Consider the following 26,537-nt stretch of genomic DNA (forward strand, 5'->3'; position numbering starts at 1 on the left):
GGCGGTCGCGGTGGTCGGCCGCGTGTGCGGAACGGCCATCGGGATCCCGTGCACGCCCACGGCGAGGCCCACGGAGAACCGCTCGACGAGGTCGCGCACCGCCGCCGCGAAGGCCTCCCACTCGTGGTCGGGTTCCAGCCCGTGCAGCAGGAGGAACGGAGTGCCCTCGGTGTCGCGCATCTGGTAAAGAGACAGCTTGGGCGGGCTGTACTCGGTGTAGGCGCTCTCGACGAAAGTCAGCATGGGGCGGCGGGCCCGGTAGTCCAGCAGCCGGTCGACGTCGAAAGCGGCGATCTCCTCGGCCTCGAACTCGGCGAAGAGCGCCTCGGCGGCCTGGCGGCCGACCGTACCGGCGTCCACGAACCCGTCGAGTACGACCAGCATCACGGTCCCGGCGGCCTCCTCGGCGGCCTGGCGGAGCTGGTAGAGGTCAGCGTGGTCACGCACCTGGCGGGGTCTCCATTCGCACACGGGGCGGCGGGGCGGGGAACATGCGCGCGGTTCCGGCGCGCGGTCGGATGCGCTGTCCAGAATAGTCGAGCGCGACCGCCCCGCCCCAACGCCGAGGCGGTCCCCGTCACTGTGACCGCAGCACCCGCAGGCTGCGCAGCCGGTTCAGCGCGGCGGCGATCTCATAGCGGCGCGGGAGCACGTAGTCGCCCGCGTAGCCGCGCCCGAGAGCGGTCACCCCGTCGCCGTCCAGCCGCTCCTCCAGCGCGTCCAGCGCTTCGGCGAGCGTGCGATCGTCGCCGAGCAGGCCGCCCTCGGCCAGCAGCCGCATCGCCAGGCCCACCCCGATGATCTGGCCGGGGTCGACGAGCTGCGCGAGGTTGCGCACGTCGATCTCGTTCTCGCCGAAGGTGAGCACGTCCATGTCGCGGCGCTTGATGCGGGAGCGCCCGCGCGCCGTGGCGTCGACCGAGCGGCGGTCGAGCACGCGGGCGGCGGGCGCGGCGAAGTCGGCGTCGGCGCGTTCGGCGGCCAACTCCCGTGCGCGGTCGGTGACGTCATAGGGGCGGTAGCCGTCGAGCATGACGACCTGGTCGGCGACGTCGAAGTAGTCGCCGCTGCCGCCCATCACCAGCACCGTGGAGACCCCGTGGTCGCGCCGCAGCGGGCGGACCAGGTCGACGAAGGGGGTCAGCGGCTCCCGGTCGCCGTGCACCAGGCGCTGCATCCGGGCGTCGCGGATCATCAGGTTGGTGGCGGTGGTGTCCTCGTCGATCAGCAGCGCCGTGGACCCGGCTTCGAGGGCCTCGGCGATGTTGGCGGCCTGGGAGGTGGAGCCCGATGCATTCTCGGTCGAGAAGTCGGAGGTGTCGGCGCCGGTGGGCAGGTTGCGCACGAACGCTCCGATATCCGTGCGCTCGACCTGGCGGCCTTCCTCGGCGCGGATCTTGACCGCGTCGGCGCGGGAGACCACCAGTTCGCGACCGTCGCCGGGCACGTGGTCGTAGACGCCGCGCTCCAGGGCGTGCAGCAGGGTCGACTTGCCGTGGAAGCCGCCGCCGACGATGAGGGTGATGCCTTCGGCGATACCCAGGCCGCCGACCTCGCCCGCGTGCGGCAGGCTGACGGTGACGCGCATGGACTCCGGCGAACGGAAGGGGACGGCGCTGCCCTGCATGGGCAGGTCGCTGACGCCGCTGCGGCGCGGCAGCACCGAGCCGTCGGCGACGAAGGCCACCAGTCCCAGTCCGGCCAGGCGGTCACGCAGCGCGCAGGTGTCCTCGACCGTGTCGGCGAAGGCGGCGGCCTCGGCGGCGTCGAGTGCGGGCCAGCGCAGCACGTCGACCATGGCGGGCAGCCGCTCGCACAGCTCGCGCTCGGCGGTGCGGCCGTCGATCCTGCGGCCGTTGCCGGGCATCTCGATGCCCAGCCGCAGCAGGACCTCGCCGTCGCGGATCTGGCAGGCGGCGCGGTCGAGCACCTCCTGCCCGCCCGCGTCGATGCGCAGCCGGGCGCCCTTGAGCTCGCGGTAGGCGCGGCGCACCAGGTAGTCGGCGGTGGCCCGGCGGCGCACCGGCGAATGCCAGGCCGAGTCGGGCAGTTCGGCGATGTCGGCGGGGATGCGCACGGAGACGCGGGAGGGCGGCGCGAAGGGGTCGGACTGCACGCGGTCGACGGTCAGCGTGAAGTCGGGGAAGGACCAGTCGCCGGTGAGCGACTTGTAGCGGCCGTAAGAGGAGCCGTCCATCTTGCGCAGCTCCTCGGCCAGGCGTGCGTCGTCCCGCCGGCCGCGGATCTCCGGCTGCTCGCGGCGGCCGCCTCCGCCGCCCGGACCGCCGCGCCGCTCCGGACGTCCTCCGCTGTGGCGGCGTTCCTGGCCCCCGTACCGTCCAGGCATCGGTCGGTTCCCTCCTAATGGTGCGTTCTCGTGCGTCGGGCTCGCCTGTGCCGGGCGACGCCGGCCCAAGGGCGCGCAAGTCGGCTGCCCGCTCGGCGGTGCGGTATGCGCGGCGTCCCGCTCCGGCGTCGTCGCGGCGACCCCGTTGATCTTGTAGCTATCGTGAAGTAAAACGATTTCCAGTGACGATAGCTACAAGCTGTGTGGGGCCTCCCTCTGGTCGGCCGTACCGGAGGAACAAAACGAGGGTGAACCGGCCCGCTCCAGACCCACTTCAGGGAATGTCACGGAACGATAACGGGATTTCGTGGGCGCCTCGCGATGGAGTGCGTTTGCCCAGCTCAGAGGTGCTAGCTCCGCTGTTTTGGGAATAGATCAACGGTGATATCCGCGCCTCAGTCCGGTTCGCGCAGGGCGGGCTCGTCGAGGATGAACATGGTCTGGGTGTTGCGCACCTCCGGGATCCGCTGCAGGCGCTCCAGCACGAAGGTGCGCAGAGCGGCGGCGTCGGCGACCCGGACCAGCAGAAGGAGGTCGACGTCGCCGGAGACGAGCGCGGCGTGGTCGACCTCGGGGATGTCCCTCAGGTGGTCGCGGAACCGCTCCCAGGAGTGCTGCTCGATGCGCACCGACACGTAGGCGGCCAGCCCGTTGCCGTACTTCTCGTGGTCGATGACCGCGGTGAAGCCGCGGATGACGCCGTCGGAACGCAGCCGGTGGAGCCGGGCGTAGGCATTGGCGCGGGAGATGTGCGCGTGCTCGGCCACCGCGCGGATCGACATGCGGCCGTCCGCGCGCAGCAGGTCGATGATCGCGTGGTCGACGTCGTCCAAGGCGGTGGCCATGTGTCTCACCTCACACCGGCGGAGCGGGAGCACATCGAGACGGATCCGACTCCACGATCGTTTCGTCTGGCCATCCGTCTACGATACGCGGCTCATTATGGACATTATGCGGCACCCAACCGCATATTCGGACCATGACGACCAGCGAAGCGCCACCCGTTGCGGTTCCCACGGTCCCCTCCGCGGAGCCCATCCGGCTGATCGACGCCGAGGGCCGCCGCACCGCGGACCCGGCGGTACGAGCCGGCTTCGACCTGCCCGGTCCGGACACCCTTGAGGCGCTGCTGCGCGCCATGGTCGTCGGCCGCCGCTTCGACGGCCAGGCCGGCGCGCTGGCCAAGCAGGGCAGGCTGGCGGTGTACCCCTCCAGCCGCGGTCAGGAGGCCTGCCAGGTCGGCGGCGTGCTCGCCCTCGCCGAGAACGACTGGCTGTTTCCCACCTACCGCGACTGCGTCTCCCTGGTCGCCCGCGGTGTGGACCCGGTCGAGGTGCTGACCCTGCTGCGCGGCGACTGGCACTGCGGCTACGACCCCAAGGCCTACCGCTGCGCGCCGCAGTGCACGCCGCTGGCCACCAACGCCTCGCATGCCGTGGGGCTGACCTACGCCGCCCGCCGCAAGGGCGCCGACACCGCGGCACTGGTGCTGATGGGCGACGGCGCCACCAGCGAGGGCGACGCACATGAGGCGTACAACTTCGCGGCGGTGTGGAACACGCCGGTCGTCTTCCTGATCCAGAACAACCAGTGGGCGATCAGCGTGCCGCTGCACAAGCAGTCCGCGGCCCCGACGCTGGCGCACAAGGCCGTCGGTTACGGGATGCGCGGCTACCTCGTCGACGGCAACGACGCCGCGGCTGTGCACGCGGTGGTCGCGCACGCGCTGGCCGAGGCCCGGTCGGGCGGCGGTCCCGCGCTGATCGAGGCGCGCACATACCGGGTGGAGCCGCACACCAACTCCGACGACCCCAAGCGCTACCGCGACGACGCCGAGGTGGAACGCTGGCGCCGACGCGACCCCCTGGCCCGCCTCGAGGCGCTGCTGCGCAGCGAGGGCCTGCTCGACGACGCGCGCATGGCCGGCTTCCAAGACGAGGCCGACCGGCTGGCCGCGTCGGTGCGCGAGCGCCTCTCACGGCCGCCGAGGCGCACCGCCGACGATCTGTTCGCCCACGTCTACGCGGAGCCCACGGCGGCCCTGCGCCGCCAGCGCGCCGCGGTACGCGAGGCCGCGGAGCACGCGGAGCGGACCGGCGGACCGGACGGAGGCCGCTGATGGCGCGCACCACCCTCGGCCAGGCCCTCAACCGGGCGCTGCGCGACGCCTTGGCGGCCGACCCCGACGTGGTCGTCTACGGCGAGGACGTCGGACCGCTGGGCGGGGTCTTCCGGGTGACCGACGGACTGTCCGCGGAGTTCGGCGAGGACCGCTGCTTCGACTCCCCCCTCGCCGAGTCCGGGATCACGGGGACCGCGGTGGGCATGGCGATGTACGGCCGCCGGCCGGTGATCGAGATGCAGTTCGACGCCTTCGCCTACCCCGCCTTCCAGCAGGTCGTCTCGCACGTGGCCAAGATGCGCAACCGCACCCGCGGGCGCCTGGAGCTGCCGCTGGTCATCCGCATCCCCTACGGCGGCGGTATCGGCGCCGTCGAGCACCACGGCGACTCCTCCGAGGCCTACTATGCCCACACGCCCGGCCTGCGCGTCGTCACCCCCGCGACCGCGGCCGACGGCTACTCGATGCTCCGCGAGGCGGTGGAGTCGCCCGACCCCGTGGTTTTCCTGGAACCCAAGCGCCGCTACTGGGCGGCCGAGGACGTGGAGCTTCCGGCGCGCACCGAGCCGATGGACCGCGCGGTGGTACGCCGCGAAGGAAGCGACCTGACGATCATCGCCTACGGCCCGACCGTCGACACCGCCTTGCTGGCCGCCGAGGCGGCAGCAGGCGAAGGGCGCTCCGCCGAGGTGGTCGACCTGCGCAGCCTCTCCCCTTTCGACGACGAGACCGTGGCCGCGTCGGTGCGGCGCACGGGCCGCGCAGTGGTCGTGCACGAGGCCCCCGGGTTCGCCGGCTTCGGCGCCGAGGTCGCCGCGCGCGTCACGGAGCAGTGCTTCCACTACCTGGAGGCGCCGGTGATGCGTGTGTGCGGACTTGACATCCCCTATCCGCCGCCGCACCTGGAGGAGTTCCACCTGCCGGGTGTGGACCGCATCCTCTCCGCGGTCGACCGGCTGCAGTGGGAGTCGTCCTGGGTCCCCGGCACGGCGCCGGTCGGCGCTCCGGAGCAGCGTTCGGAGGTGAACGCGTGAGCGCGCAGGACCGGGGCCCGGTGCTCAGCTTCCTGCTCCCCGACCTGGGCGAGGGGCTGGCCGACGCCGAGATCGTGGAGTGGCTGGTGTCAGTCGGCGACCCGGTTGCCGTGGACCAGCCGGTGGCCGAGGTCGAGACCGCGAAGGCGGCCGTACAGGTGCCGTGCCCGTTCAGCGGGACCGTGGCCGAGCTGCACGGCGCCCCGGGCGACACCGTCGCCGTGGGATCGCCGCTGGTCGGCGTGCGCACCGCGGCCGAGAGCACCGGAGCCGCGGATCCCGGCGAGCGCGCCGGGACCGGCCCGCACACGGCCGGGCGGGCGGACGCGCCGGATCGGCGGGACACCGCCGACGCCGCCGACACGAACGAGTCGGGCGGCGAGGCGGCCGGTTCCGGTGCGGTCCTGGTCGGCTTCGGTACCCGTCCGGAAAGCCCGTCCCGCCGCCTCCTCCCCAGGCGGGACGCCGTGGAGGAGGCGCCGCCGACAACGGCGTCGGCGGCGCCTCCCCGTCCCCGGCCGGTACCTGGAGAGCGGGCGCCGGTGATCTCGCCGCTGGTGCGCCGAATCGCTCGGGAGCACGGTATCGACGCCGCCGCGCTGTCCGGGAGCGGCGAAGGCGGGCTGGTGCTGCGGCGCGACGTGGAGGCGGCGGCCGCGGCAGCGGCGCCTGCTTCCCGCGCCGACGGGGCCTCCGCCGGGGCAGCCGCTGAGCCCGGGCGGCCGGCGGCGGTTCCCGGACCGACAGCGAACGGCGTCGCGCGCCGGCCCGGGGCGCCGAACGGCGCGGCGGCAGACGCGCCTGCGGCCGGAGCCGAAAGCGTCGCGCTTTCCGCCGCACACCGCGAGATGGCCCGCCGTATGACCCGGTCCCGGCGGGAGATCCCCGAAGCGACGGTGTGGGTCGACGCCGACGCGACCGGCCTGCTGGAGCTGCGCACGGCGCTCAACGAGGCCGACCCCGAGCGCCCGGTGAGCCTGCTGTCGCTGGTGGCCCGCTTCTGCGTGCTGGGACTCCAGCGGTGGCCCGCGCTGAACTCGCGGTTCGACGCCGAGCGCGAGGAGCTGGTGCGCCCCCCGGGCGTCCATCTGGGCTTCGCCGCGCAGACGCCCCGAGGGCTGGTGGTGCCGGTCGTGCACGACGCCCACCGGCTGACCACGCGGCAGCTGGCCGCCGAGCTGAGCGCGCGCACCGAGCGGGCCCGGGCCGGCACGCAGCCCCCCGCCGAGCTGACCGGCGGCACGTTCACCGTGAACAACTACGGCGTGTTCGGCGTCGACGGCGCGGCGGCGGTCATCAACCACCCCGAGTCGGCGATCGCGGGCATCGGGCGCATCGTGGAGCGGCCGTGGGCCTACCGCGGCGAGGTGGTGCTGCGCCCGGTCACCGAGCTGACGCTGGCCTTCGACCACCGCGTGTGCGACGGCGGGCAGGCCGGGGCTTTCTTGCGCTTCCTCGCCGACTGCGTGGAGCACCCGGCGCTCCTCATCGGCGACACGTGAGCGCCCCCGGAGACGACGCTGCGGCCGCGCCCCCGCCGACCGGTCTAGCCGGGGCGAGGGCGCGGCCGCGTGTTCCGCAGGGCCGGAGGCTACTCCTGGCCGCTGCGCCCGGAGCCGCGCTCGCGGACGGCGCGGGCGGCGCGCTCCCAGTAGGCGCCCACGGTCTCGCGCACGCTCTGCGCGGTCCCGCGCATGCCCTCGACCGAAAGCAGCGAGGCCTCGCGGTGGCGGCCCGAGGCGCCGTAGTCGACGGCGTGGCGGCGCCGCGCGAAGAGGAGGGCCACCAGTAGTGCGGGCAGGATGGCCAGGGTCAGGACACCGGCGGCCATGGGGAGGTCGTCGCCCGCAAGCGAGATGCCGGAGACGTCGTTGGCCGCGGTCTCGGCGGTGAGCCCATCGCCGGAGCCGCCGTCGCCCTTGCCGGAGGCGGCACCGCCCTGCTGCTGGTCGCCGTCGGCCTGCTGGGTCTTCGACCCGCCGCCGGACTCCTCGGACTTGCGCGCATTGGACTCGTCGCCGGAGCCGGCGCCACCGCCGCCACCGCCGCCACCGCCGCCGCCGCCACCGCCTCCGCCTCCGCCGCCGCCACCGCCGCCGCCACCACCGGCGGAGCCCGGGACGGGCTGGACCTCGCGGCCGTCGCACACCTCGGACTCGCTCATCGGCATGGGTGCGCCGGGCGTTCCCGCGCCGTCGCCCCACTCGGTGATGTAGTACTCGAGCTCGATGTGGCCCTCGCCGCTGGCGACGGTGTAGCTGGAGCTGTCCCAGCTCGATCCGACCAGGTCGGCGAAGGTCTGGCCGTCCAGGTCGAGCATCACGCCGCACCCTTCGGCGGGGTCGCCGGGGCCGCGGTCGCCGACGAAGAACTCGGCCTTCTTACCGTTGTATTCGACGTAGCCCTCGGTGCCGAGGGGCCAGCTCGGGCTGGCCGCCATGCCCTTCTGCATCGGCAGGCCCGATGCGGGGGCGCCTGTGTCGCCGTTGATCCCGGAGCCGTCGTCCCAGAAGTAGGACGCGGTGGTCTGGCCGTACTGGATGGGGTCAGAACTCATAGAAATGCAAACCCAATTCGACTGAGCGGGGGCCGAGCGAGGCCGCATAGGCAGACATACCGGGCATTTCGGGTACGCCAGAGACAGGGGCGTCCGAATGCCGGATGTACCTGGTGGGGCTTCTGACCGGATGGCCAGGAGCGGCGGGGATCGCCGGCCGCCGTCGAAGGACGGCGCACCGGGGCAGGCGCTGGATGCGCGGCCCACCCGCAAGAGGTTCGGGGGCCTCTCTTCCCCGGGGTCAGATCCCGGGGCTCGGCATCGGCTAGGCAGACCTGGGTCCTGGAAAGGTAATGACCAAGTCACGAACCGATCACGAAGGACTGTAGCCCACGAAAAAGTCAAACGCCACAAGCGGGGACGCAAAACCGCAGATCAGGACGGGTTCCACCGCTGGCTGCGCCATACGAAACGCCCGCACACACGGCTGATCGGCGCTTTAAACCACAAAAAATATGACACCCGTCACATTTCGGCGGGTGCCGTCTGGGAGCGCCCTCAAGGCGGCGATCCGTGCGTCAGGTCACGCCCTTGGCTGCGGCAAAGCGAGGGTCACGCCACTCCCCGCTGCGCACCACCTCGACCAGCGCCTGGGCCGCGTCGAACACGTCGGCATAGCGCAGGTAAAGCGGGGCGAAGCCGAAGCGCAGGATGTCGGGGGCCCGGAAATCGCCCACGACGCCGCGCTCGATCAGCGCCTGGACAATCGCGTAGCCGTCCGGATGGCGCAGCGACACCTGGCTGCCGCGCCGCTCCGGCTCATGCGGGGTCGCGAGCCGCAGTCCGGCGGGGCGGGTCGCCTCGATGAACAGTCCGGTCAGGGCAAGGCTCTTCTCCCGCAGCAGGCCGAGGTCGACGCGCTGCCACAGCTCCAGCGACGCCTCCAGGGCGGCCGCGGCCACCACCGGCTGCGACCCGCTGAGGAACCGGCTGGCCCCCTCGGCGGGCGCGTACCCGGCGGAGAAGTCGAAGGGGCGGGCGTGGCCGTGCCACCCCGTCAGCGGCTGCCGGGCGCCGGCGTGGTGGCGTTCGGCGGCGAAGGTGAAGGCGGGCGCCCCCGGACCGGCGTTGAGGTACTTGTAGGTGCAGCCCACCGCGAAATCGGCCCGGCAGGACGCAAGCTCGACGGGCAGCGCGCCGACGCTGTGGCACAGGTCCCACACCGCGATCACCCCGTTGGCGTGCGCCAGACGGGTGATCTCGGCCATATCGCGCAGCGCGCCCGTGCTGTAGTCCACATGGCTGAGGAGCAGGACGGCGACGTCGCCCGCGGCCAGCGCACCGGCGAGGGCAGCGCGGTTGTCGGCGTCGACCCGGCGCTCGACCGCACCCATGATCTCGGTCACGCCCTCGGTGATGTACAGGTCGGTGGGGAAGTTGCCCTGCTCGCCCAGAACCACGTGCCGCTCGGGATTCAGCCGCAGCGCCGCCACCAGCGCCTTGAAGAGGTTGGCCGAGGTGCCGTCGCCGACGACCACCTCGTGCGGCGCGGCACCTACCAGCGGCGCGATCCCGGCGCCGAGCGCCCGCGGCTTGTCCCACCAGCCGGCCTCGTTCCAGCTCGCGATCAGCCGCTCGCCCCACTCCTGCTCGACCGTCCGCGCGATGCGGCCGGGCGTGGCGGCGGGCAGCGCTCCCAGAGAGTTTCCGTCGAGGTAGATCGTCTGCGAAGGCAGCAGGAACTCGCCGCGGAATCCGGCCAGCGGGTCCTTCTCGTCGCGGCGCAGGCAGTCGTCCCGGGTGGTGGGTGTCATCGCGATGGGCCTTCCTGAGCTGGGTGGTGGGGCGGCCCGGCGGCCGCGCGCGGCTCCGTCGGCCGGGCCTGCAGGCGGCGCGCCGCGCTCGGGCGGGCGCAGACGGTCGGCACGTGGTGTGCATGCCCGCCCGGGCCGCCGCCTCACGCACGGACCGCTATACGTCGGTACGCAGCGACCACAGTTCGGGGAAGACGTCCTGCGCGGCGTTGCGGGCCAGCCAGTCCAGCCCGCTGGAACCGCCCGTGCCGGGCTTGGCGCCCATGGCGCGCTTGACCGCCATGAGGTGCCGGTGCCGCCAGCGGGTGACCCGCTCGGCGGTGTCCAGCAGTGCCTCCGCCAGCCGCAGGAGGTCGTTCTCAGGGCGTTCGTCGGCGTAGACCTCGGCCCAGGCCCGCCCGACCCGCGGGTCGGCGGCATAGGGGCGGCGCCAGTCGCGTTCGGCGACCTCGCGCGGGACCGGCAGTCCGCGACGGCGAAGCAGGCGCAGCGCGGCGTCGTAGAGGCCGGGCTCGGCCAGCGCGCGCTCCAGTTCGGCATGGGCGAGCGGCAGGTCCTCGTGGGCGCGCGCCATGCCCGCCGACTTGTTGCCCAGCAGGAACTCCAGCTGCCGGTAGGAGGCCGACTGCACGCCCGAAGCCACGCCCAGCGCGTCGCGGAACCTGTCGAACTCGGCGGGTGTCAGCGTGGCCAGAAGTCCCCACGACTCGGCCAGCACGTCCTGCGTACCGGCGCCGCGGCGCAGCGCGGCCAGGGCCGATCCCGTGTCATCGGCCTCCAGCGCGTCACGGGCGGCCTCCCAGTGGTGGCGGACGAGCCGGAACAGCAACTCCATGACCTGCGTGGCGATGATGAAGTCCAGCTCGGCCGGCTCGCCCGTCCGCGGACGCTGCAGGCTCAGCAGCGTCTCAGTGTGCACGTAGTCGGTGTAGGCGGCGGCCTCGTCGGCGCCGAGCACCGGACAGCTCTGCGGTTCCCCGGCGCTCCCCGCGGCCGCGCCTCGGACCGCGGACCGCCCGTTGTCGTAGGACGCGGTCATCGCCATCGTCGCTCTCCTCGCCGTCGGCACCGTGCGAACTGATCATGCTCAGCATGCGCCAATCGGGACCGCTGAATGAATGGCCGGCGATTGCAGATCCGGTGATCTCGCTTAACATGCGTAATAGATCTCGCCCTCCGGGCTTACGAACGCTGGATGGCGCTTGCCAATCCGCAAACCCGGCTCGGTAAGGGGCGTCTGCGCGGCGGCGCACGCAGCGCGCAGCGCCACCGCTCGGGGTGATGGAGGGTGACGGGAGGGCCATGGTGGACGGCGTCGACCGGCGGATACTCGCCGAACTGCAGGACGACGCGCGGCTGTCCTACAACGAGCTGTCGCGGCGGGTGAACCTGTCGGCGCCCGCTGTGGCGGACCGGGTGCGGCGGTTGCAGGACACCGGAGTGATCACCGGCTACCACGCCCACGTCGATCCCGCCGCCGCGGGACTGCCGGTGACCGCCCTGGTGCGCATGGAGTGCTTCGGCCCCCTGTGCCTGCTGCGCGACGCGCCGGCCATGGCGATGCCGGAGATACTGCAGCTGCACCGGGTCACCGGCGACGCTTGCTGCGTCCTGCTGGTAGCGGTGGCGTCGATGGCGCACTTCGAGGAGGTCATCGACCGCCTGGCCGAGCACGGCCGCCCGTCCAGCACGATGGTGCTTTCCAGCACCTATCCCTGGCGGCCCGTGCGCCCGCCCGCGGCACAGGCGTGACCCGCGGCGAGCCGTGGGCAGCGCGGGCGCGCGGCGCCGCCCACGGGCAAGCGGACTTGGTCGGCGGTCACGTCGAGGACGCCGCCGGTTCCCACCGCGCCCGGCGCGGCCGACCCGTACGCGATCCGCGCCGTCCGGCGCACGCGACGGTCCGCGTGCGGCGCCCGGCGCACGCGAGCGCGGTGGCCGTTCACCCGTGCTCCAGGCGCCGCAGGGTCCGGCTGAGCAGCCAGGCGCCGGTCAGCGCCGACAGCGCCGCGCCCGCCGCGAGCCCCGCCGGCCACGGGGCGGCGTCGTAGCCCGGCAGCACCGCCACCGACCAGAACGGGGGCAGCGGAGCAACCGCCCAGACCGCCCAGGAGGGCAGCCACCACACTGCGGCGGGCAGCAGCGTGAACACCGCTCCGGCTGCTTTGACCAGCACAAGCGACTCGACCTTGGAGGCCGCGAACGCGGAGGCGGCCAGCACGAGCAGCGCCGCCTGGAGCGCTGCCAGCCCGGCCGCCGCCGCGAGTGCGGGCAGCCGCTCCGCCGGAACATGCGCCGCCAGGCCCGACAGCGGGACCGCGGCGGCCAGTCCGGCGGCCGCGGCGACCGCTGCGACGGTGAGCCGGTAGGCGAGGTACCGCGGCAGGCCCAGAGGCGTGGCGCGCAACAGGGCCAGCGTGCCGTCGTCGGCGTCCTCCGCCGTGCGCAGGGCGGTGATCGCGCCGATCATCAGCGGCACGTGCAGTACCACCAGAGCCGCCAGAATGACGGGGGCCAGGGGATCGGTCTGCAGCCCGTAGCGGTCCGCGAGGAACCCGCTGACCGGTGGAAGCGCCCACCTCAGCAGGAGCGCCAGCACGGCCGGGCCCAGCAGCATGGCGCTGAGCATCGGATCCCGCAGCAGCCCGCGCAGGTCGATGCGGGCCAGCCCGGCCACGGCCCCGCCGCGGGTGTGCGCGACGCTCGCACCCGCGGAGACCCGCGGTTGCGCCGGTGCACGACCGGCGGCGCCCGCACGGGACGAGCCCTCGCCGACCCGCACGCCTGCAGCAGCCGTCCTCGGCCCCACCGCCCGGCAGGCCAGCGCGGCGGCACCTGCCGCCCAGACCGCCAGGTACAGCGCGGCCAAGGCCGGCGGCACCGGTCCCGGTGCCGCGTTCGGGAGGAGCCCGTCGCGGATCAGCTCGGCACCGCCGGTCGTGGGCACCAGATACAGCAGAGGGTGGTCGAGCGCACCGGAGACGTGTGCCACCGGCGCCGCGACCAGCGGTGCGACCAGGGGCAGCCGGGTGAAGAGCACGCCCAGCCCGCCCGCTCCCCCGCAGGCCGCCAGCGCCAGGCCGACGAGCAGCAGCGACAGCAGCGCTACCCCGATCAGCACCGGCGGCAGCGCCGCCGCCGCGGTCGGGGGCAGCTCACGCGCAGCCGCGAGGGTCGCCGGGACCGCGATCGCCGCCGCGAGCGCCGTGAGCACGGCGAGCTTGGCGCCGACGTACTCGGCCGGCCGCTGTGGCGACACCGCGAGAACGTCGCGGCCGCCCTCGGTCCGCTCGAAGAGCACCAGCACCACCGCGAACAGGACCCCGAAGCCCGCGGTGTCGACGACGAGCAGGTAGACGGCGGCCGTGGGTGCGGCACCGGCGGGAACGGCGACCAGTACCGCGGTCCACAGCACCGCGAGCGCCGCCGCGGCCGCGGGTACGCCGTGGCGCAGCTCCACCCGCCACTCCAGCGCCAGACCGGCCGCCGCCCGCGCCGGCGCACCCGCCGCGATCACAGCTGCGTCCTGGTGACGGTGGCGAACACGTCGTCCAGCGACGCCTCGCGGGTGTGCACCGTCTCGACGGCGCCGCCGGCGAACAGGTCGGCCAGGTCCGGGGCGGCGGCCAGCGCGTCCAGCGAGACATCGCGCGAGTCCAGACGGCCCCCGGCGCGGTACTCCACCCGGACCCCCGGCCGCCCGTAGCGCAGCTTGAAGGCGCGCGGCGCGTCCACGGCCGCGATCCGGCCCTCCACCACGAATGCGACGCGGTCGCACAGCCGGTCGGCCGTCGCCATGTCGTGGGTGGTCAGAAAGACTGTCGTCCCCTGGCGCGCCTCGTCGCGGACCACGTCGCGCAGAGCGGCCGCGTGAACGGGGTCCTGGCCTCCGGTGGGCTCGTCCAGGAACAGCAGGTCGGGCCGGTGGGCGAGCGCACGGGCCAGGTTGAGGCGCATGCGCATGCCCTTGGAGAAGCCGTCGACGCGGCGGTCGGCGGCCGCGCCGAGGTCCACCAGGTCCAGAAGCTCGCCTACCGGCCGCGTCGGCCGGCGGTAGAGGTGCGCGACGGCGGCGAGGTTCTCCGCCGCCGTGAGCTTCCCGAACGCGACGGGCAGCTCGAAGCCGACGCCGATGCGCTCGTGGTAGTCGGCGCCCCAGCGGTCCAGCGGCCGACCGAACACCGAGGCGCGGCCGCCGTAGCCGCGGAGCAGGCGGGTGAGCACGCGTTGCACCGTCGACTTGCCCGCCCCGCTGGGGCCGAGGAAGCCGAACACCTCGCCCGGGGCGACGGCGAAGGTCATCCCGTCGACGGCGTCCGCGTCGGTGCCGCGGTAGCGCACGCGCAGGTCCTCGACCGAGATCACGGCCGCGCCGGTGTCCGCTCCGCGCGAGTCGGAACCGCCGGCTCCCTCCGGGCGCGTGCCGCGCCGGTGCCGCCTCATGCCAGTTCCGCGCGCAGCTGGAGGAACGCCTCGTCGACGAGGTCGGGGAGCTCGGCGCCGCCCTCGCCGCGGTTCCAGGCCGTGATGGCGGTGGTGAGCACGGCGAGGCACGCCGCGGCGACGACGCGGACCCGCATCGGCACCTCGGCCGGGTCGTCGGTGTCCGCCAGCGCCCGTTCGAGCAGCGACTGGGTGTCCTGCAGCTGCTCCCAGAGCCGGGCGCGCAGCGCCGGTGCGCCCAGCACGAGGTGCACCCGCGCGAGCAGCGCGTCGCGGTCGGCGGCGTAGACGGCGGCCAGCCCCTCCCCCACCGCACCGCGCACCCGCTCGACGAGGTCCTCGGAGCGCGGACGGCTGCGCAGCGCCTCCTCGATCAGCGGATCGTACTCGTCGCCGAGCACGACGTCCTCCTTGGTCGGGAAGTACCGGAAGAAGGTCGTGTGGGAGACCCCCGCGGCCGATGCGATCGCCGCCACCGTGGTCTCGTCGTAGCCCTGCTCGCCGAACAGGCGCAGTGCCTCGCGCTGGATCCGCTCCCGGGTCCGCGCCTTCTTGCGTTCCCGCCAGTCGCCGCCCATGAGCGCCCTCCCGAACTGAGGATGTTAGCTACTAACATGTTAGCGACTAACACCTCCCGCGCAAGGCCGGTGGCCGCCTGACCGCGTCGCCCGACCCCGCACCGGTGCGGGGGCGGGCGACGCGGTCAGGCGGCCAGGCGGCGCATCAGGCGGGTGCCGAGGGCGAGCGCCACGACGGCGACCGCGACGGCCACGCCGGAGCCGATGTAGACCGAGGGGTCGCCGAAGTCGCCGGCGAACAGCGCCCGCTCGGCGTCGACGACGTGGCTCAGCGGGTTGGCGCGGGAGAGGGAGTAGAGCCAGGTCGGCGCCAGGTCCATGGGCAGCAGGATGCCCGACAGCAGGATCAGGGGCATCGTCGTGGTCTGCAGGATCGCCGGGAAGAGGAACTCCTGCTTCACCGACATCGCCAGCATGTACGACAGCGTGCCCAGGCCGATGCCCATGACGAGCAGCACCAGCAGACCGGCGACCGCTCCCGCCGGCGAGACCCGCAGCCCGAACGGGAGGACGAGCAGCAGGATCACGACCGCCTGGCCGAGCAGCACCGTGATGTCGCGCATGACACGCCCCAGGAGCAGGGCGACGCGGTTGACCGGTGCGGCGAGCAGCCGCTCGTGCGCGCCGCTGCGCATCTCGGGCAGCAGTCCGAAGCCCGCGAAGGAGGTGCCGAACAGCGCGAGCATGGCGAGCACACCCGGCACGAACCACTGCAGGGAGTTCTCGCCCATTCCGCCGGGCATCCCCGCCAGCAGCGGCGCGAAGAGCGTCAGGTAGAGCACCGGCTGGAGCATGCTGAAGCCCATGCCCGTGACAGGGCTGTGCAGGGTGGGGCGCAACTGGCGCAGGCAGATCAGCCAGGTGTCGCGCAGGAGGGACATCGTCAGCGTTCCTTTCGGTCCGTCAGGGAGGGGCGGCGGGTGGGCCGGGCTCTCATTCGGCGCTCTCGCGCAGGCTGCGCCCCGTCAGGGTGAGGAAGACGTCGTCCAGCGAGGGCCGGTGCACCTGCACGGTGCGCAACTCCAGCCCGCGCGCGTCGACCGCTCGCAGGATCTCGGGCAGGACCGCGTCGCCGCGGTCGACGCGCAGCCGCACCGCGGCCGCCGCGGTGTCCACCGAGTGCGCGGAGGGCACCGCCTCGACGGCGGCAGCCGCGGCGCGGGCGTCCTCCTCCGACCCCGTCTCGAGGATCACCAGGTCGCCCGAAACCTTGCCCTTGAGCTCGTCGGGCGTGCCGTCGGCGATGACCGAGCCGTGGTCGATGACGACCACGCGTTCGGCGACACTGTCGGCCTCGTCGAGGTAGTGGGTCGTCAGCAGGATGGTGGTGCCGTACCGCTCGCGCAGCCGGGCGATGTGGGCCCAGAGGTTGGCGCGGCTGTGCGGGTCGAGCCCGGTGGAGGGCTCGTCCAGGAACAGCAGTTCGGGCCGGTGGATCAGGCCCATGGCGATGTCCAGCCGCCGCTGCTGCCCGCCGGAGAGGTGGCCGGCCTCCCGCTTGTCCAGGCCCTCCAGATCCAGGTCGGCCAACAGCTCGGCGGCGCGCGACTTCGCCTCGGCCTTGCCGAGCCCGTAGAGCCGCCCCTGGCTGATCAGCTCCTCGGCGACGTACTGGCCCGTTCCGGCCGCGTGGCCCTGGCCGACGTAGCCGATGCTCCGGCGCACCGCGCGGGGGTCGGCGACCACGTCGGATCCGGCGACCTCGGCAGTACCGGAAGTCGGCAGCAGGAGCGTGGTGAGCATGCGCAGCGTAGTGGACTTGCCCGCGCCGTTGGGCCCCAGGAACGCGACGAGCTCGCCGGCGCCGATGTCGAGGTCGAGGCTGCGCACCGCCTCGACGGTGCCGGTCCTGGTCGTGAACATCCGGCATAGTTCACGGGTATGGATCACTGCTCCCCCTGGGGTGAATCCGGTAGTCAAACTTGATCACTCCGTCAAGCATGGCGAACCGCGGCGAGGTAGTCAAACTTGATTAGCCAGCTGCGGCAACCCCGCCGCCATGGCGCCGGGCGGCGGCGGGACCCGCTCAGCGCTGCGCCGGCGACACTTCTCCGGGCTCTCCGAACACGGGCCCCTGCTCGCCGGACATGGTGTAGGCGCCACCCTCCAGACGCTCGATCAGCTCAGAGGTGAAGGCGACGGCCGCGTCCCCGCCGACGACCCAGGACCGGAACAGCTCCCAGACGTGGGGCGGCTTGGCTCCGGTCACGGCGCCTTCGTCCAGCATCTCCTTGAGGCTCCGCTGATCGCCCTCAAGCCGGGCCAGGCGGTGCCGCAACAGCGTGAGGGCCCGCTCTCGCGACTGGCACGTGAGAAAGACGATCCCCGCGCCGAAGAACTCCGGTTTGGCCGAGGCGTCCGACAGCGCCTTGGCGAGCAGCCGCAGGAACTCCTCCTCGCCGCTCGCGGTCAGCTCGAAGAGCGTGCGCTCGGGGCCTTCACCGCTCTCCTCGACGCCGGCACCGCGCAGCATCCCGCCCTTCAGCAGCTGGCGCAGCGCATGGTAGACAGACCCGGGGTTGATGCTGGCCCAGCGCTCGGTGCCCCAGCGCAGCAGCTCGCGCCGCACCTGGTACCCGTGCGCCCGGCCCGAGGCGCGCACCGCTCCCAGGACCAGCAACCGCGTGGCCGACATCGCTCGCTCCGCCCTGCCCGAATCTCGCCTTCCGTTCGAGGATAGGGCCGGACGCACGCCGCAGCGGAAGCCGCCGACACCCCTAACGACGGTGCGTGACGATACGTCACCGAGTGTGACATCGTTCGATTGTCCGATGTGCGGCGATGAGGAGACGACATGCGGCTTCTGGTGACGATCGGCCTCACGGCGAGCGCGCTGGCGGTATGCGCCGGCACAGCCGGGGCCTCCCCCGGTATCACAGCCATTCCGGAGACCGCCGCACCCGGCGACTCGATCACGCTGCGCGCCGCGTGCGCGGGACCCGCCGAACGGCTGGAGTTCACCTCCCGGGCGTTTCAGGGCGCCCCCTCGGCCGAGCTGGTCGACGGCGCCGGCACCGTCCCGGTCGTGGTGGCACCGGGCACGCGGCCGGGCATCTACGCGATCATGGCCGAGTGCGCGGGCGGCAGCTCCACCAAGACCGTCGAAGGCGAACTGACCGTCGTCCGCGGCCCGCTCACGCCGACCCCGTTCGGCGCTCCGCAGACCGGGGGCGGCGGCGCCGCCCCCGAGTCCGCCCCGCCTCTGCTCGCAGCCGTCGCCGGAACAGCACTGCTGGCTCTGGGCGCCGCTGCGGCCGCCTACCGCCGGCTTCCGGGCCGTGCGCGCTGAGCGAGCCGCCCACACGCTGGCCTGCGCACTCGCCGCGGCCGTGGTGGCCTCCGCGGCTTCGGGGTCCTCGGCCGCACCGCGGACCGGCGCGTCCGGCCCCGAACCGCCGCACACCGCACCCGAGCGGCGGCCAGTGCGCGATCCGGCCGCCGCTCGGGCACCGGGCGCTGGCGAAGGCGCCCCCGCGCCGGTGCGCATCAGCATCGGCGCGATCGGCGCGGCGGCGCAGATCGTCGCGGTGGGCCTCGACGCAGACGGCACGCTGGACGAGCCGCCGCTGGAGGACACCTCGACGGCGGGCTGGTACCGGCTGGGCGCGGCGCCCGGCGAGCGGGGCCCGGCCGTGATCGTCGGACACCGCGACACCGCGTCGGGCCCGTCCGTGTTCTTCCGGCTGGGAGAGCTGGCACCCGGCGACACCGTGCGCATCGGCCGCGCCGACGGCTCGACCGCCGTATTCCGGGTGCAGCGCACCGAGCGGGTCGCCAAGGACCGCTTCCCCTCGGCGGAGGTCTACGGCCCCGTGGACCACGCCGCGCTGCGCCTGGTCACCTGCGCGGGGCCCTTCGACTCCGCTGCCGCGCACTACCGGCGGAACCTGATCGTCTACGCGCGCCAGGTCGGGGACTGAGCACGGCCGTACCCTGCCCGCACCCGCACCCGCACCCGCACCCGCACCCGCAGAGACGAACCCCGGCGATCTTGTAGCCATCGCAAAGGAAAGCGATTTCCAGTTGCGATGGCTACAAGCTGTGTGGGGCCTCCCTCTGGTCGGCCGTACCGGAGGAACAAAACGAGGGTGAACCGGCCCGCTCCAGACCCACTCCAGAGAATGTCACGGAACGATAACGGGATTTCGTGGGCGTCTCGCGATGGAGTGCGTTTGCCCAGGTCAGAGGTGCTAGCTCCGCTGTTTTGGGAATAGATCCGGTGTGTCCGGTGCGGTCGCACGGCCGCCTGCGTGCCCGACTCTCAGGGCAGCCGGTACTCGCGAGTCTCCAGGAGTGCGCAGCGGCCCCCGACCTCGACGGTGCCCTCAGGTCCGGGACGCACGTCGATACGCGAACCCTCCCCCTGGCGGATGGTCAGCTCGCGGCCGAGGCGCCCGCCCAGCCGCAGCGCGGCGGCGCCGGTGGCCTCGTCCTCGCCGATGCCCATCTCGTGCGGGAACACCCGCACCCTCACGCGCCCGGCCGCCTCGTCCTCCCAGGCCCACACGTGCAGGTCGACGCCCGGCTCGCCGCCGGCCAGGGCGTCCACCTCCGAGGGCGAGGACAGCTGCCGGGTCTCGAAGACGGGCGCGAGCCCGGGATCAGCCCTGATCCATACGCGCTCGCCCTCGGTCCAGGTGGGCACCGGGCCCGCCGGCGGGTTGAGGACGCCGATCGGGCTCCCCCTCTGCGCCAGCAGCCAGGACGTGCCGACGAGCGGATGGCCGGCCAGCGGCAGCTCCACGGCGGGCGTGTGGATGTGCAGCAGGCCGCCGCCCTGGCCCATGAAGACGGTCTCGGAGAAGGCGAGGTCGGCGGCGATCCGCTGCCGGTCAGCCGCGGCGAGGCCGGGCGCGTCCAGGAAGACGCCGAGCTTGTTTCCTCCCGTACCGCCGTCGCTGACGAAGACGGTGACGACGTGCAGTGTGGTGTTCCCGTTCATGGCGCAACTCTGCCATGGCGGCGAGGAGGGCGCCGGTCCGCACGGCGCCCGCCCTTGCCGCCGACCGGCCCCGGTCCGGCGCCGACCTCCCGTTGGGGCCGCCTTGGTGTGCGTGGCCTCACACGCGGCCGGTTGCGGCCGCGCGATCCCTGCCACAGCGGCCGTGCGGGCTCCCGGCAGCCGGACCCGGTCCGCGAACCGCACCAATGCGTCCCGTTAAGCATGCATTAACAACAGTCGAGTGTGCCGGTGACCCGCGTAGTCTCAAGAATCGTGCTAACGATGTTCCCGCCCCGCAAACGTGCACTGGACCGCCGGAGAGAGGTTTCCGTGCCTCGAGTGACCGGGCTCGCGCACATCACGCTGTCGGTGCGCGACCGTGATGCCAGTATCGAGTTCTACCGCTCCGTACTCGGTTTCAAGGAGTACAAGACTCGTGACGGCAAGCAGTGGCTGCTTACCGAGTGCCGACACCCGTGCGGCGTCGTGCTGGGCTTCATCCAGCACAAAGACCAGTTCAAGGCCACGTTCGACCACAGGCGAACGGGCATGGACCACGTCGCCTTCCAGGTCGGCAGCCTAGGCGAGCTGGACTACTGGGAGGACCGGCTCACCGAGCTGGACATCGACCACTCGCCGGTCGTGCACTCCGACAACGGCTCCATGATCCAGTTCTCCGACCCGGACGGCATCCAGCTGGAGCTGTTCTGCCCGGCCGAGCTGGGCAGCGACGAGGCCTGAGCTCCGGCTTCCCGCCCGCCGACCGACCGCCTGCCCCGCCGGGCCGTTCCGCGGCCCCGGCTCCCTGTCCCGCGATCACTCCGGGGAGACCAGCTCCAGCCGCACGTCCTGGGCCCGGATCTCGTCGGCGGCCGACTGCGGCAGCCGGTCGTCGGTGACGATCAGGTCGAACTCCTCCAGGCGCGCCACCCGGAACGTCCCGAACTTGCCGTACTTGGTGCTGTCCACGGTGAGCACGCTCTTCGACGCCATCCGCAGGAGCTGCTGCTTGGCCACCACCTTGGCCTCCGACGGCGTCGTCGAACCCCGCTCCACGTCCCAAGAGCTGCTCGCGATGAAGGCGATGTCGACGTTGACCTTGCTCAGGAAATCGGCGGTGAACTGGCCGACGGACGAGTGGTCGGCGTGCGAGACCACGCCGCCGGTGTGGATCAGCTCGATGTTGGGGTACTCCATGAGGTGGCCGACCACGTTGAAATCGTTGGTCACCACCGTCAGCCCCACCTTGTCCGTGAGCATCGGCACCATCTGCAGGGACGTGGTGCCGGCGTCGAGGAAGATGGTGAAGTTCTCGCGCACCAGCTGGGCCGCCGCGCGTGTGATGGCACGCTTGGCCGGCACCTCCAGCTGAGCCTTCGCGAGGTAGGACGGCTCGCTCTTCAGCCGCGCCGCCAGACGCACGCCGCCCGTCACCGAAAGCACCTTGCCGTCGTTCTCCAAGGCCTGGATGTCGCGCCGCACCGTCATATGCGAGACGGACAGCATCGAGGTGAGCTCGTTGATGCTCAGCACGTGCCGCTCCTGCAGGAGCTTGAGGATGTGCTCGCGGCGCTGGTCGGGGATCATCTTTCGCCTTCGGAGTCGTCGTCGGACTCGCGCCGGCCGCTGCGGCGGGCGCGCGTGCTTACCACAGAAGTGTCCCAGTCCGCGAGAGCGGTCCGCCGCCCGCCCCGCTGTCTCCGCCGTGCCCGGCCGACCACGGGATGGGAGGCTCGCGTGCCGCAGGGGCTCCGGCGGAAGGGCCGCACGCAGTTCCAGACACCCATATTGCGTTCGCAGTACAGCCGAATCCGTCTGAGTACATCGAGTCCGCCTACGCGGGCCTGCCCGGTTTGGCACTGTGTTCCCAAGTCCGGCGGCCCACCCGCCGCCGCTGAACGGGGCCTGGGGGATCATCGATGACGCTGGCGACCGCACTACGGGGCGACACCTCCCGTTTCCGCGAGAACACGCTGCCCGCGATCCGCTCCGCGATCGCGGCCGGCGCCGACGCACTCGCCGTGGACCTGCGCATGACGGCCGACGGCCACGTGGTGGTGGTGCGCGACCTGAGTCTCAAGGAGGACTGGGGCCTGGAGCGGCCCGCCGTGAGCGCGGACCTGGCCGAGCTCGCGGTTCTGGGTACCGACGTCGAGCTGCGCATCCCCACGTTCATGGAGGTGCTCGCCGAAGCGGGGCGGGGCCGCACCGCCTGCTCCCTGCTGTGCGAGGTGGACTCCGCCGACACCGCGCTGGCGGCCGAGGCCGTGGTGGGCGAGCACGGGATGAGCGACCGCGTCCACTACACCGGCCCGGTCGAGACGCTGCGGGCCCTGCGGGCCAAGCTGTCGGCCGCGCCCATCGCGCTGCCCTGGGACCGGCCCGACCTTCCGGCGCCCGGGGTCTGGGAGGACCTGCGCCCCGACCTCTTCAGCGCCGACTACCGGATGCTCACCCGGGAGGTGGTGGTGGAGATCCAGCGCCACGGATACGGCGTAGCGGCCTGGACCGTCGACGACTTCTCGGAAATGGTGCGCCTCGCGGGAATGGGAGTGGACTCCATCATCACCGCCAACATCGTCGACCTGGTTCCCCTGACCCGAAACCGGGCGCAGCCGACCGAATCCGGGCCGCAGGAGAACCCGGTATTCGCTCCGGAGAAAAGCGGCGAACTACTCTGACCGGGAAATGAATTCAGTTCATTTCCACGGGGAAACCGGACCGCACTCGCCGCCGCCACTGCACCCCTCCCATGCCACCGGCACACCGCTGCCGCGCGTCCCGCAGGCCGCTGCCGGATGCGCCGCGCGTCCCGCATTTCTCTGAAAAGTCCGGAGAATATCGCTACCCTCGAATACACCGTCGACGAATTCGTCCGGCGCACCTCTCGACCACACCCCCTTCCTCGGGGCCGGCCCTGCAGAGATGATCATGACGGCGGACCTCTACCACCATGACCCGAAGACCCTCGACCTCACCCTGAACGCCGCGGCGCGCGTGTTCGCCCGGCACGGGCTGCACGGACTGGACATGGCCTCCGTCGCACGCGAGGTCTCCTGCGAGACCGGACTCGATTCCGCCGACTTCCGCAGAGCCTTTCCCACGAGACTCGACCTCGCCTGCGCCATCGCGTTGCACAGCGCCCGGAGCCTCGTGCGTGACCAGCTCGCCGACCGGGAGCCGGGCGCTCCCCGGGAACGCCTGGAACGCCTGGTGCGGCGGCACATCGACCACTTCCGGCACCACCGCACCGAGGAGGATCTTCGCCGCGCCGTACTGCCCGCGCTGCGCGCCGTACACCCCGGCCGCCACCGCGAGCTCGCCGAACTGCGCCAGTCCTATCGGGATCACCTGCGCGCCGTCGTGGCCGAGGGAGCCGCTCAGGGGCGGTTCCGCGTGACCGATCCCGGAGCGGCGGCCGCGGCGGTGCTGGAGGCCCTGGAGTCGGTGCTCAACTGGTACGACCCCGATGACGGGCTGACGGCCGCCGAGCTCGGCGACGTCTACACCGACCTGATCGTCCACCACCATCTCGGCGGCCCGCGCGAGTGACCGCCGGGGCAGGGTCCGGGCGCCGGCTCAGCCGCGGCGGCCGCTGCTCGGGGCCGAGGCCTCCGGCAGGGGAACCGGCTTTCCGGTCAGCGACGCCGCGATATAGCGCTCGACCCCCGGGATGCGCGACAGTCGCAACGCGACCCGCCGCCCCCACAGCGCCCAGGGCGTGTCGGGCAGGAAGACACGAGCGCCGCGGCGGCCCACCTGCTGCTTCTCCTCGACGACGGGTCGCCACCCCTCTTCGTAGCTGCGCAGCGCGGCCTCGACCGTGTCCTCGCGGACCAGGTGCTCGGCGAGCACGTGCGCGCCGGCCACGGCCAACGAGGCGCCCATCCCGGCCAGCAGCGACACCGCCTGGCAGGAGTCGCCGAGCAGGACCACGCGGCCCCGGCTCCACGGCGACATGCTGATCTGGGCGACCTGGTCGTAGTAGATCTCCTCGGAAGGCGGGCAGGCCTCCAAGGCGCGGGGCACCACCCAGCCGAGCGAGCCGTAGACCTCGCGCAGCGTGGCGCGGAAGTCCTCGGGAAGTACGGGGTCGGGGGTGCGGTGCACGGCGAAGGCCGCCACCCGGTCGCCGCGCAGTGCGTAGAAGCCCATCATCCGCCCGATGCTGTCGGTCAGCCGGAACGCGTCGCCGATCTCGGCGCTCAGACCGGGGTCGGAGAACACGTAGGCGGCGGTGTGGAAGCCCAGGTAGCGGATGAACCGCTCCTCCTCGCCGAAGACGTCCCGGCGCACCTGGGAGTGGATCCCGTCGGCGCCGACGAGCAGCGCGGCCTCCAGCTCGCTGCCGTCGGTCAGCCGCAGCCGCACGCCGTCGTCGCGGTTGTCCAGGTCGGCGATCGAGGTGGAGTAGCGCAGGTCGACGCGGTCCGACAGCTGCTCCCGCAGGCCCTGCTCGAGGTCGGGGCGCATGATGCTGAGCAGGCGGCCGCCGACGGCGCGGGCGAACCGGTCGTAGTCGAGCCCGCCGCGGTTGCGGCCGCGGGCGTCGACGTAGCGGGCCTCGTCCACGCGGTGGCTGAGCTCACGCAGCCGCGGGAGCACGCCGATGGCTTCCGCGGCCTCGTAGCCGGGGCCGAAGAAGTCGATCATGTAGCCCTGCGGCCGGGGGCCGGGGGCCTTCTCCAGGACCACCACCTCGAATCCGAGGGTGTCGAGGCGCTGGGCGAGGGCGAGCCCCGCTATACCTGCGCCGCAGACGACGATCCTCATTCCGGATCACCTGTTCCTTCCGTCTCGTGTTGTCCGCGCTCGCCGGCGGCGGGCGCGAAGATGCGGCTCAGTACGGGGGCGATGTCCGAGCCGCGCAATCCGGGACTCAGCGCCCGGTGCATCAGGACGCCGTCGATCGCTGCCGCCAGCACCGCCGCGGTGGCGTCCGGGTCGGCCACACCGCACCGGCCCAGCCAGTCGGCCAACCGCGACCGGAACTCGGCCAGCACCGCGGAGATCTCGCCGCGCAGCGCGTCGTCGCGGGTAGCGGCCAAGTAGGCCTCGACGAACAGCAGTGACTGCGGGTCCAGGCCGGTGTGCCGGTCCAGCTCGCCCAGCAGCAGCTCCAGTCCCCGGCTCGGGGACTCCGCCTGGTCGAACAGGCCCGGAGCCTGGTCGAGGTAGTCCCGCATGGCGCTGGTGGCGGCCTCGGACAGCAGTGCCTGCACCGAGGAGAAGTGGTAGTGCACCAGTCCCGGCGTGACGCCGGCCCGGTCGGCCAGCATGCGGGTGCTCACCGCGGTCCAGCCGCGCTCGGCGATGAGCCGGCAGGCCACGTCGAGCAGCTTGCGGCGCACCTCGCGGCCGCGTTCGGCCGTGGTGGGTCGTGCCATGGGTCCTCCCTGCCCCGCACCGGCCGCCGACGCCGGCGACCGGATCAGACATGCACTCATACTTGGACGATCGACTTGGTCGTTTGCCCAATTTAGCACACGCCTCTCCCGCGGCGGTGCAGGACTGACGGAGCCGGAAGCGAGAACGAGGCACGCGAAGCCGCGGAGCACGGTGAAGGAACCGGGCGGCCCGGCGGCCTCACCAGGAGAGGCGGCAGCCCGTCTGCTTACCGTCTCGATCGCCGCGCGGGCGGACGGGGTCGGCGGTCACAGGAGACGGCACCGCGAAGAGGGGGGCGGCCGACAGGGGCGCAAAGCGGCACGGACGGTGCGCAGGCGCGGTCGCACCGGGGCGCCGGGCGAGCGGCGCCGGACAAAAAGGGGCGCCGCCGCCGGAACCGGCGGCGGCGCCCTATCCGGAAGGGCGAGGGTTTGATCGGGTGGTGCCCCTCAGGGCGCGTCGGGAATGGAGAACGCGGCCCAGACCACCTTTCCCTGCCCGTCGAGGATGTTCCAGCCCCAGTCGGAGCTGTATGAGTCGATGAGGCGCAGACCCCGGCCGCCCTCGCCGCAGCCTTCGAGCTCGCCCATGACGGGCGCGGCCTTGCTGGGGTCGAAGACCATGCAGGTGAGTTCCCCGTCGCCGCGCACCAGCCCGAACTGGACGGACCACTCGGAGATCATCCCGGAATCCACCGGTGCCGCGTGGCGGCACGCGTTGGTGACCAACTCGGAGACGACCAGGCGCAGGTCGCAGGAGAGGGACTCCAGGCCCCAGTCGTCCAGCACACCCGCGGCGAAGTCGCGGGCCCGCTTGACCGAGGCAGCGTGGAAGCCCAGTCCGCACACCGCGGTGCTGGGGCGGATGAAGTGCTCCCCGACCGGCAGCGGTGCCAACGACAGGCCTTGCCAGCCTCCGGGCACGTCGCCGACGCGGGCCGACGGGACTCGGGCGCCTCCGGACTCGAGGAAGAGGCCACCGGCTTGGAAGTGGGCAGAGTGCGCAGTCATCGCGCTCCTTGCGCTGTCGGGCTACTCGCACCGTACGGGTCCACTTGCATCCCTATCTCTCGTCGCTTACAGACGTAAGCACGAATGCATGTGCATTACGCAGTCTAGTGAGATGTGCGCCGCATGTCCCCTCTGGAGCAGGACGTTATGAAAACTTTGCCGAACCGACGGGGCACCGAGCGGGTCTCGACCGGCAGCACACCCCCGTCGTTGCAGGCCACAAGGACCCGTTCCACCATCGCTGCAGGCCACGCCGGTCACCCCGGGTCGACGACGGACCGAACGCGGCTCGGAACTGGGACCGAAAGTCCCGATTTGCTCTGAGGGTTCCAACTTGCCCCACTCATGGCGTCTAAGCGGGT

Annotated in this window: 25 protein-coding genes and 1 pseudogene; 9 read left to right on the plus strand and 17 right to left on the minus strand. The window is 72.7% G+C overall.

Annotated features, from left to right (window positions below; translation table 11 throughout):
• From RM446_RS14585 to RM446_RS14595, 3 genes and pseudogenes are all read right to left on the minus strand, one after another.
• A pseudogene (locus tag RM446_RS14585) lies at positions 1 to 447 on the minus strand (PAC2 family protein); the annotation flags it as partial.
• Positions 448 to 577: 130 nt separating this feature from the next.
• Positions 578 to 2,347 (minus strand): ABC-ATPase domain-containing protein, encoded by a 1,770-nt coding sequence (locus tag RM446_RS14590; protein WP_311545825.1) that lies wholly within the window; start codon positions 2,345 to 2,347, stop codon positions 578 to 580.
• A 395-nt stretch (positions 2,348 to 2,742) separates the two neighbouring features.
• Positions 2,743 to 3,192 carry an Lrp/AsnC family transcriptional regulator gene (locus tag RM446_RS14595; protein ID WP_311545826.1) on the minus strand — a complete coding sequence of 150 codons (450 nt, stop codon included), beginning with the start codon at positions 3,190 to 3,192 and terminating at the stop codon, positions 2,743 to 2,745.
• A gap of 134 nt (positions 3,193 to 3,326) precedes the next feature.
• Between RM446_RS14595 and RM446_RS14600 the strand changes: the two genes are divergently transcribed.
• From RM446_RS14600 to RM446_RS14610, 3 genes are read left to right on the plus strand one after another with little or no spacing between them, the layout of a single operon-like run.
• The gene (locus RM446_RS14600; RefSeq protein WP_311545827.1) at positions 3,327 to 4,466 is read left to right on the plus strand and encodes a thiamine pyrophosphate-dependent enzyme; all 1,140 of its coding nucleotides are present in this window, start codon (positions 3,327 to 3,329) and stop codon (positions 4,464 to 4,466) included.
• Entirely contained in the window at positions 4,466 to 5,503 is a 1,038-nt protein-coding gene (locus RM446_RS14605; protein WP_311545828.1) for an alpha-ketoacid dehydrogenase subunit beta, read from the plus strand. Before RM446_RS14600 ends, RM446_RS14605 begins: the two co-directional genes overlap by 1 nt.
• Complete coding sequence (locus RM446_RS14610; RefSeq protein WP_311545829.1) at positions 5,500 to 7,005, plus strand: dihydrolipoamide acetyltransferase family protein; 1,506 nt, start codon at positions 5,500 to 5,502, stop codon at positions 7,003 to 7,005. Before RM446_RS14605 ends, RM446_RS14610 begins: the two co-directional genes overlap by 4 nt.
• An 89-nt stretch (positions 7,006 to 7,094) precedes the next feature.
• On the opposite strand, the gene RM446_RS14615 is transcribed toward RM446_RS14610, so the two are convergent.
• From RM446_RS14615 to RM446_RS14625, 3 genes are all read right to left on the minus strand, one after another.
• Positions 7,095 to 8,060 carry a hypothetical protein gene (locus RM446_RS14615; protein ID WP_311545830.1) on the minus strand — a complete coding sequence of 322 codons (966 nt, stop codon included), beginning with the start codon at positions 8,058 to 8,060 and terminating at the stop codon, positions 7,095 to 7,097.
• Between the two features lie 518 nt (positions 8,061 to 8,578).
• The gene (gene kynU / locus RM446_RS14620; protein ID WP_311545831.1) at positions 8,579 to 9,814 is read right to left on the minus strand and encodes a kynureninase; all 1,236 of its coding nucleotides are present in this window, start codon (positions 9,812 to 9,814) and stop codon (positions 8,579 to 8,581) included.
• Between the two features lie 157 nt (positions 9,815 to 9,971).
• Complete coding sequence (locus RM446_RS14625; protein WP_311545832.1) at positions 9,972 to 10,859, minus strand: tryptophan 2,3-dioxygenase; 888 nt, start codon at positions 10,857 to 10,859, stop codon at positions 9,972 to 9,974.
• A 236-nt stretch (positions 10,860 to 11,095) separates the two neighbouring features.
• On the opposite strand from RM446_RS14625, the gene RM446_RS14630 reads away from it, so the two are divergent.
• A complete protein-coding gene (locus RM446_RS14630) occupies positions 11,096 to 11,566 on the plus strand; it encodes an Lrp/AsnC family transcriptional regulator (protein WP_311545833.1) in 471 nt (156 codons plus the stop codon).
• Positions 11,567 to 11,756: 190 nt separating this feature from the next.
• On the opposite strand, the gene RM446_RS14635 is transcribed toward RM446_RS14630, so the two are convergent.
• The 6 genes from RM446_RS14635 to RM446_RS14660 all read right to left on the minus strand — a co-directional run bounded on the left by RM446_RS14635 (position 11,757) and on the right by RM446_RS14660 (position 17,470).
• A complete protein-coding gene (locus RM446_RS14635) occupies positions 11,757 to 13,331 on the minus strand; it encodes a fluoroquinolone export ABC transporter permease subunit (protein ID WP_311545834.1) in 1,575 nt (524 codons plus the stop codon).
• On the minus strand, positions 13,328 to 14,257 hold the full coding sequence (locus RM446_RS14640; protein ID WP_311545835.1) for an ABC transporter ATP-binding protein: 930 nt from the start codon (positions 14,255 to 14,257) through the stop codon (positions 13,328 to 13,330). Before RM446_RS14640 ends, RM446_RS14635 begins: the two co-directional genes overlap by 4 nt.
• Positions 14,254 to 14,835: a TetR family transcriptional regulator gene (locus RM446_RS14645; RefSeq protein WP_311545836.1), complete on the minus strand. Its 582-nt coding sequence runs from the start codon at positions 14,833 to 14,835 to the stop codon at positions 14,254 to 14,256. The genes RM446_RS14640 and RM446_RS14645 overlap by 4 nt, the downstream gene beginning before the upstream one ends.
• Before the next feature lie 125 nt (positions 14,836 to 14,960).
• Positions 14,961 to 15,716 (minus strand): ABC transporter permease, encoded by a 756-nt coding sequence (locus RM446_RS14650; protein WP_311545837.1) that lies wholly within the window; start codon positions 15,714 to 15,716, stop codon positions 14,961 to 14,963.
• 52 nt (positions 15,717 to 15,768) lie between these two features.
• The gene (locus tag RM446_RS14655) at positions 15,769 to 16,725 is read right to left on the minus strand and encodes an ATP-binding cassette domain-containing protein (RefSeq protein WP_398695207.1); all 957 of its coding nucleotides are present in this window, start codon (positions 16,723 to 16,725) and stop codon (positions 15,769 to 15,771) included.
• Between the two features lie 136 nt (positions 16,726 to 16,861).
• Complete coding sequence (locus tag RM446_RS14660) at positions 16,862 to 17,470, minus strand: PadR family transcriptional regulator (protein ID WP_311545839.1); 609 nt, start codon at positions 17,468 to 17,470, stop codon at positions 16,862 to 16,864.
• 159 nt (positions 17,471 to 17,629) lie between these two features.
• Between RM446_RS14660 and RM446_RS14665 the strand changes: the two genes are divergently transcribed.
• Both RM446_RS14665 and RM446_RS14670 read left to right on the plus strand, forming a co-directional pair.
• Complete coding sequence (locus tag RM446_RS14665) at positions 17,630 to 18,124, plus strand: hypothetical protein (RefSeq protein ID WP_311545840.1); 495 nt, start codon at positions 17,630 to 17,632, stop codon at positions 18,122 to 18,124.
• Positions 18,125 to 18,314: 190 nt separating this feature from the next.
• Entirely contained in the window at positions 18,315 to 18,755 is a 441-nt protein-coding gene (locus RM446_RS14670; RefSeq protein ID WP_311545841.1) for a class F sortase, read from the plus strand.
• Between the two features lie 341 nt (positions 18,756 to 19,096).
• Here RM446_RS14670 and RM446_RS14675 read toward each other — a convergent pair whose 3' ends face one another.
• A complete protein-coding gene (locus RM446_RS14675) occupies positions 19,097 to 19,777 on the minus strand; it encodes a PhzF family phenazine biosynthesis protein (RefSeq protein WP_311545842.1) in 681 nt (226 codons plus the stop codon).
• A gap of 330 nt (positions 19,778 to 20,107) precedes the next feature.
• Between RM446_RS14675 and RM446_RS14680 the strand changes: the two genes are divergently transcribed.
• Positions 20,108 to 20,518, plus strand: a complete 411-nt coding sequence (locus RM446_RS14680) for a VOC family protein (RefSeq protein ID WP_311545843.1) — start codon at positions 20,108 to 20,110, stop codon at positions 20,516 to 20,518.
• Positions 20,519 to 20,593: 75 nt separating this feature from the next.
• On the opposite strand, the gene RM446_RS14685 is transcribed toward RM446_RS14680, so the two are convergent.
• On the minus strand, positions 20,594 to 21,364 hold the full coding sequence (locus tag RM446_RS14685) for a DeoR/GlpR family DNA-binding transcription regulator (protein WP_311545844.1): 771 nt from the start codon (positions 21,362 to 21,364) through the stop codon (positions 20,594 to 20,596).
• Between the two features lie 332 nt (positions 21,365 to 21,696).
• Here RM446_RS14685 and RM446_RS14690 point away from each other — a divergent pair, with 332 nt between their 5' ends.
• Together RM446_RS14690 and RM446_RS14695 are read left to right on the plus strand one after the other, a co-directional pair.
• Entirely contained in the window at positions 21,697 to 22,458 is a 762-nt protein-coding gene (locus RM446_RS14690) for a glycerophosphodiester phosphodiesterase (RefSeq protein ID WP_311545845.1), read from the plus strand.
• Between the two features lie 244 nt (positions 22,459 to 22,702).
• Complete coding sequence (locus tag RM446_RS14695; RefSeq protein ID WP_311545846.1) at positions 22,703 to 23,329, plus strand: TetR/AcrR family transcriptional regulator; 627 nt, start codon at positions 22,703 to 22,705, stop codon at positions 23,327 to 23,329.
• A gap of 27 nt (positions 23,330 to 23,356) precedes the next feature.
• Here RM446_RS14695 and RM446_RS14700 read toward each other — a convergent pair whose 3' ends face one another.
• From RM446_RS14700 to RM446_RS14710, 3 genes are all read right to left on the minus strand, one after another.
• Entirely contained in the window at positions 23,357 to 24,550 is a 1,194-nt protein-coding gene (locus RM446_RS14700) for an FAD-dependent monooxygenase (protein WP_311545847.1), read from the minus strand.
• Positions 24,547 to 25,164 carry a TetR/AcrR family transcriptional regulator gene (locus RM446_RS14705; RefSeq protein ID WP_311545848.1) on the minus strand — a complete coding sequence of 206 codons (618 nt, stop codon included), beginning with the start codon at positions 25,162 to 25,164 and terminating at the stop codon, positions 24,547 to 24,549. The genes RM446_RS14700 and RM446_RS14705 overlap by 4 nt, the downstream gene beginning before the upstream one ends.
• Before the next feature lie 450 nt (positions 25,165 to 25,614).
• Positions 25,615 to 26,175 carry an ATP-binding protein gene (locus RM446_RS14710; RefSeq protein WP_311545849.1) on the minus strand — a complete coding sequence of 187 codons (561 nt, stop codon included), beginning with the start codon at positions 26,173 to 26,175 and terminating at the stop codon, positions 25,615 to 25,617.
• Between the last annotated feature and the right edge of the window lie 362 nt (positions 26,176 to 26,537).

It is taken from the genome of Streptomonospora wellingtoniae (genome assembly GCF_031845375.1).
Lineage (GTDB): Bacteria > Actinomycetota > Actinomycetes > Streptosporangiales > Streptosporangiaceae > Streptomonospora > Streptomonospora wellingtoniae.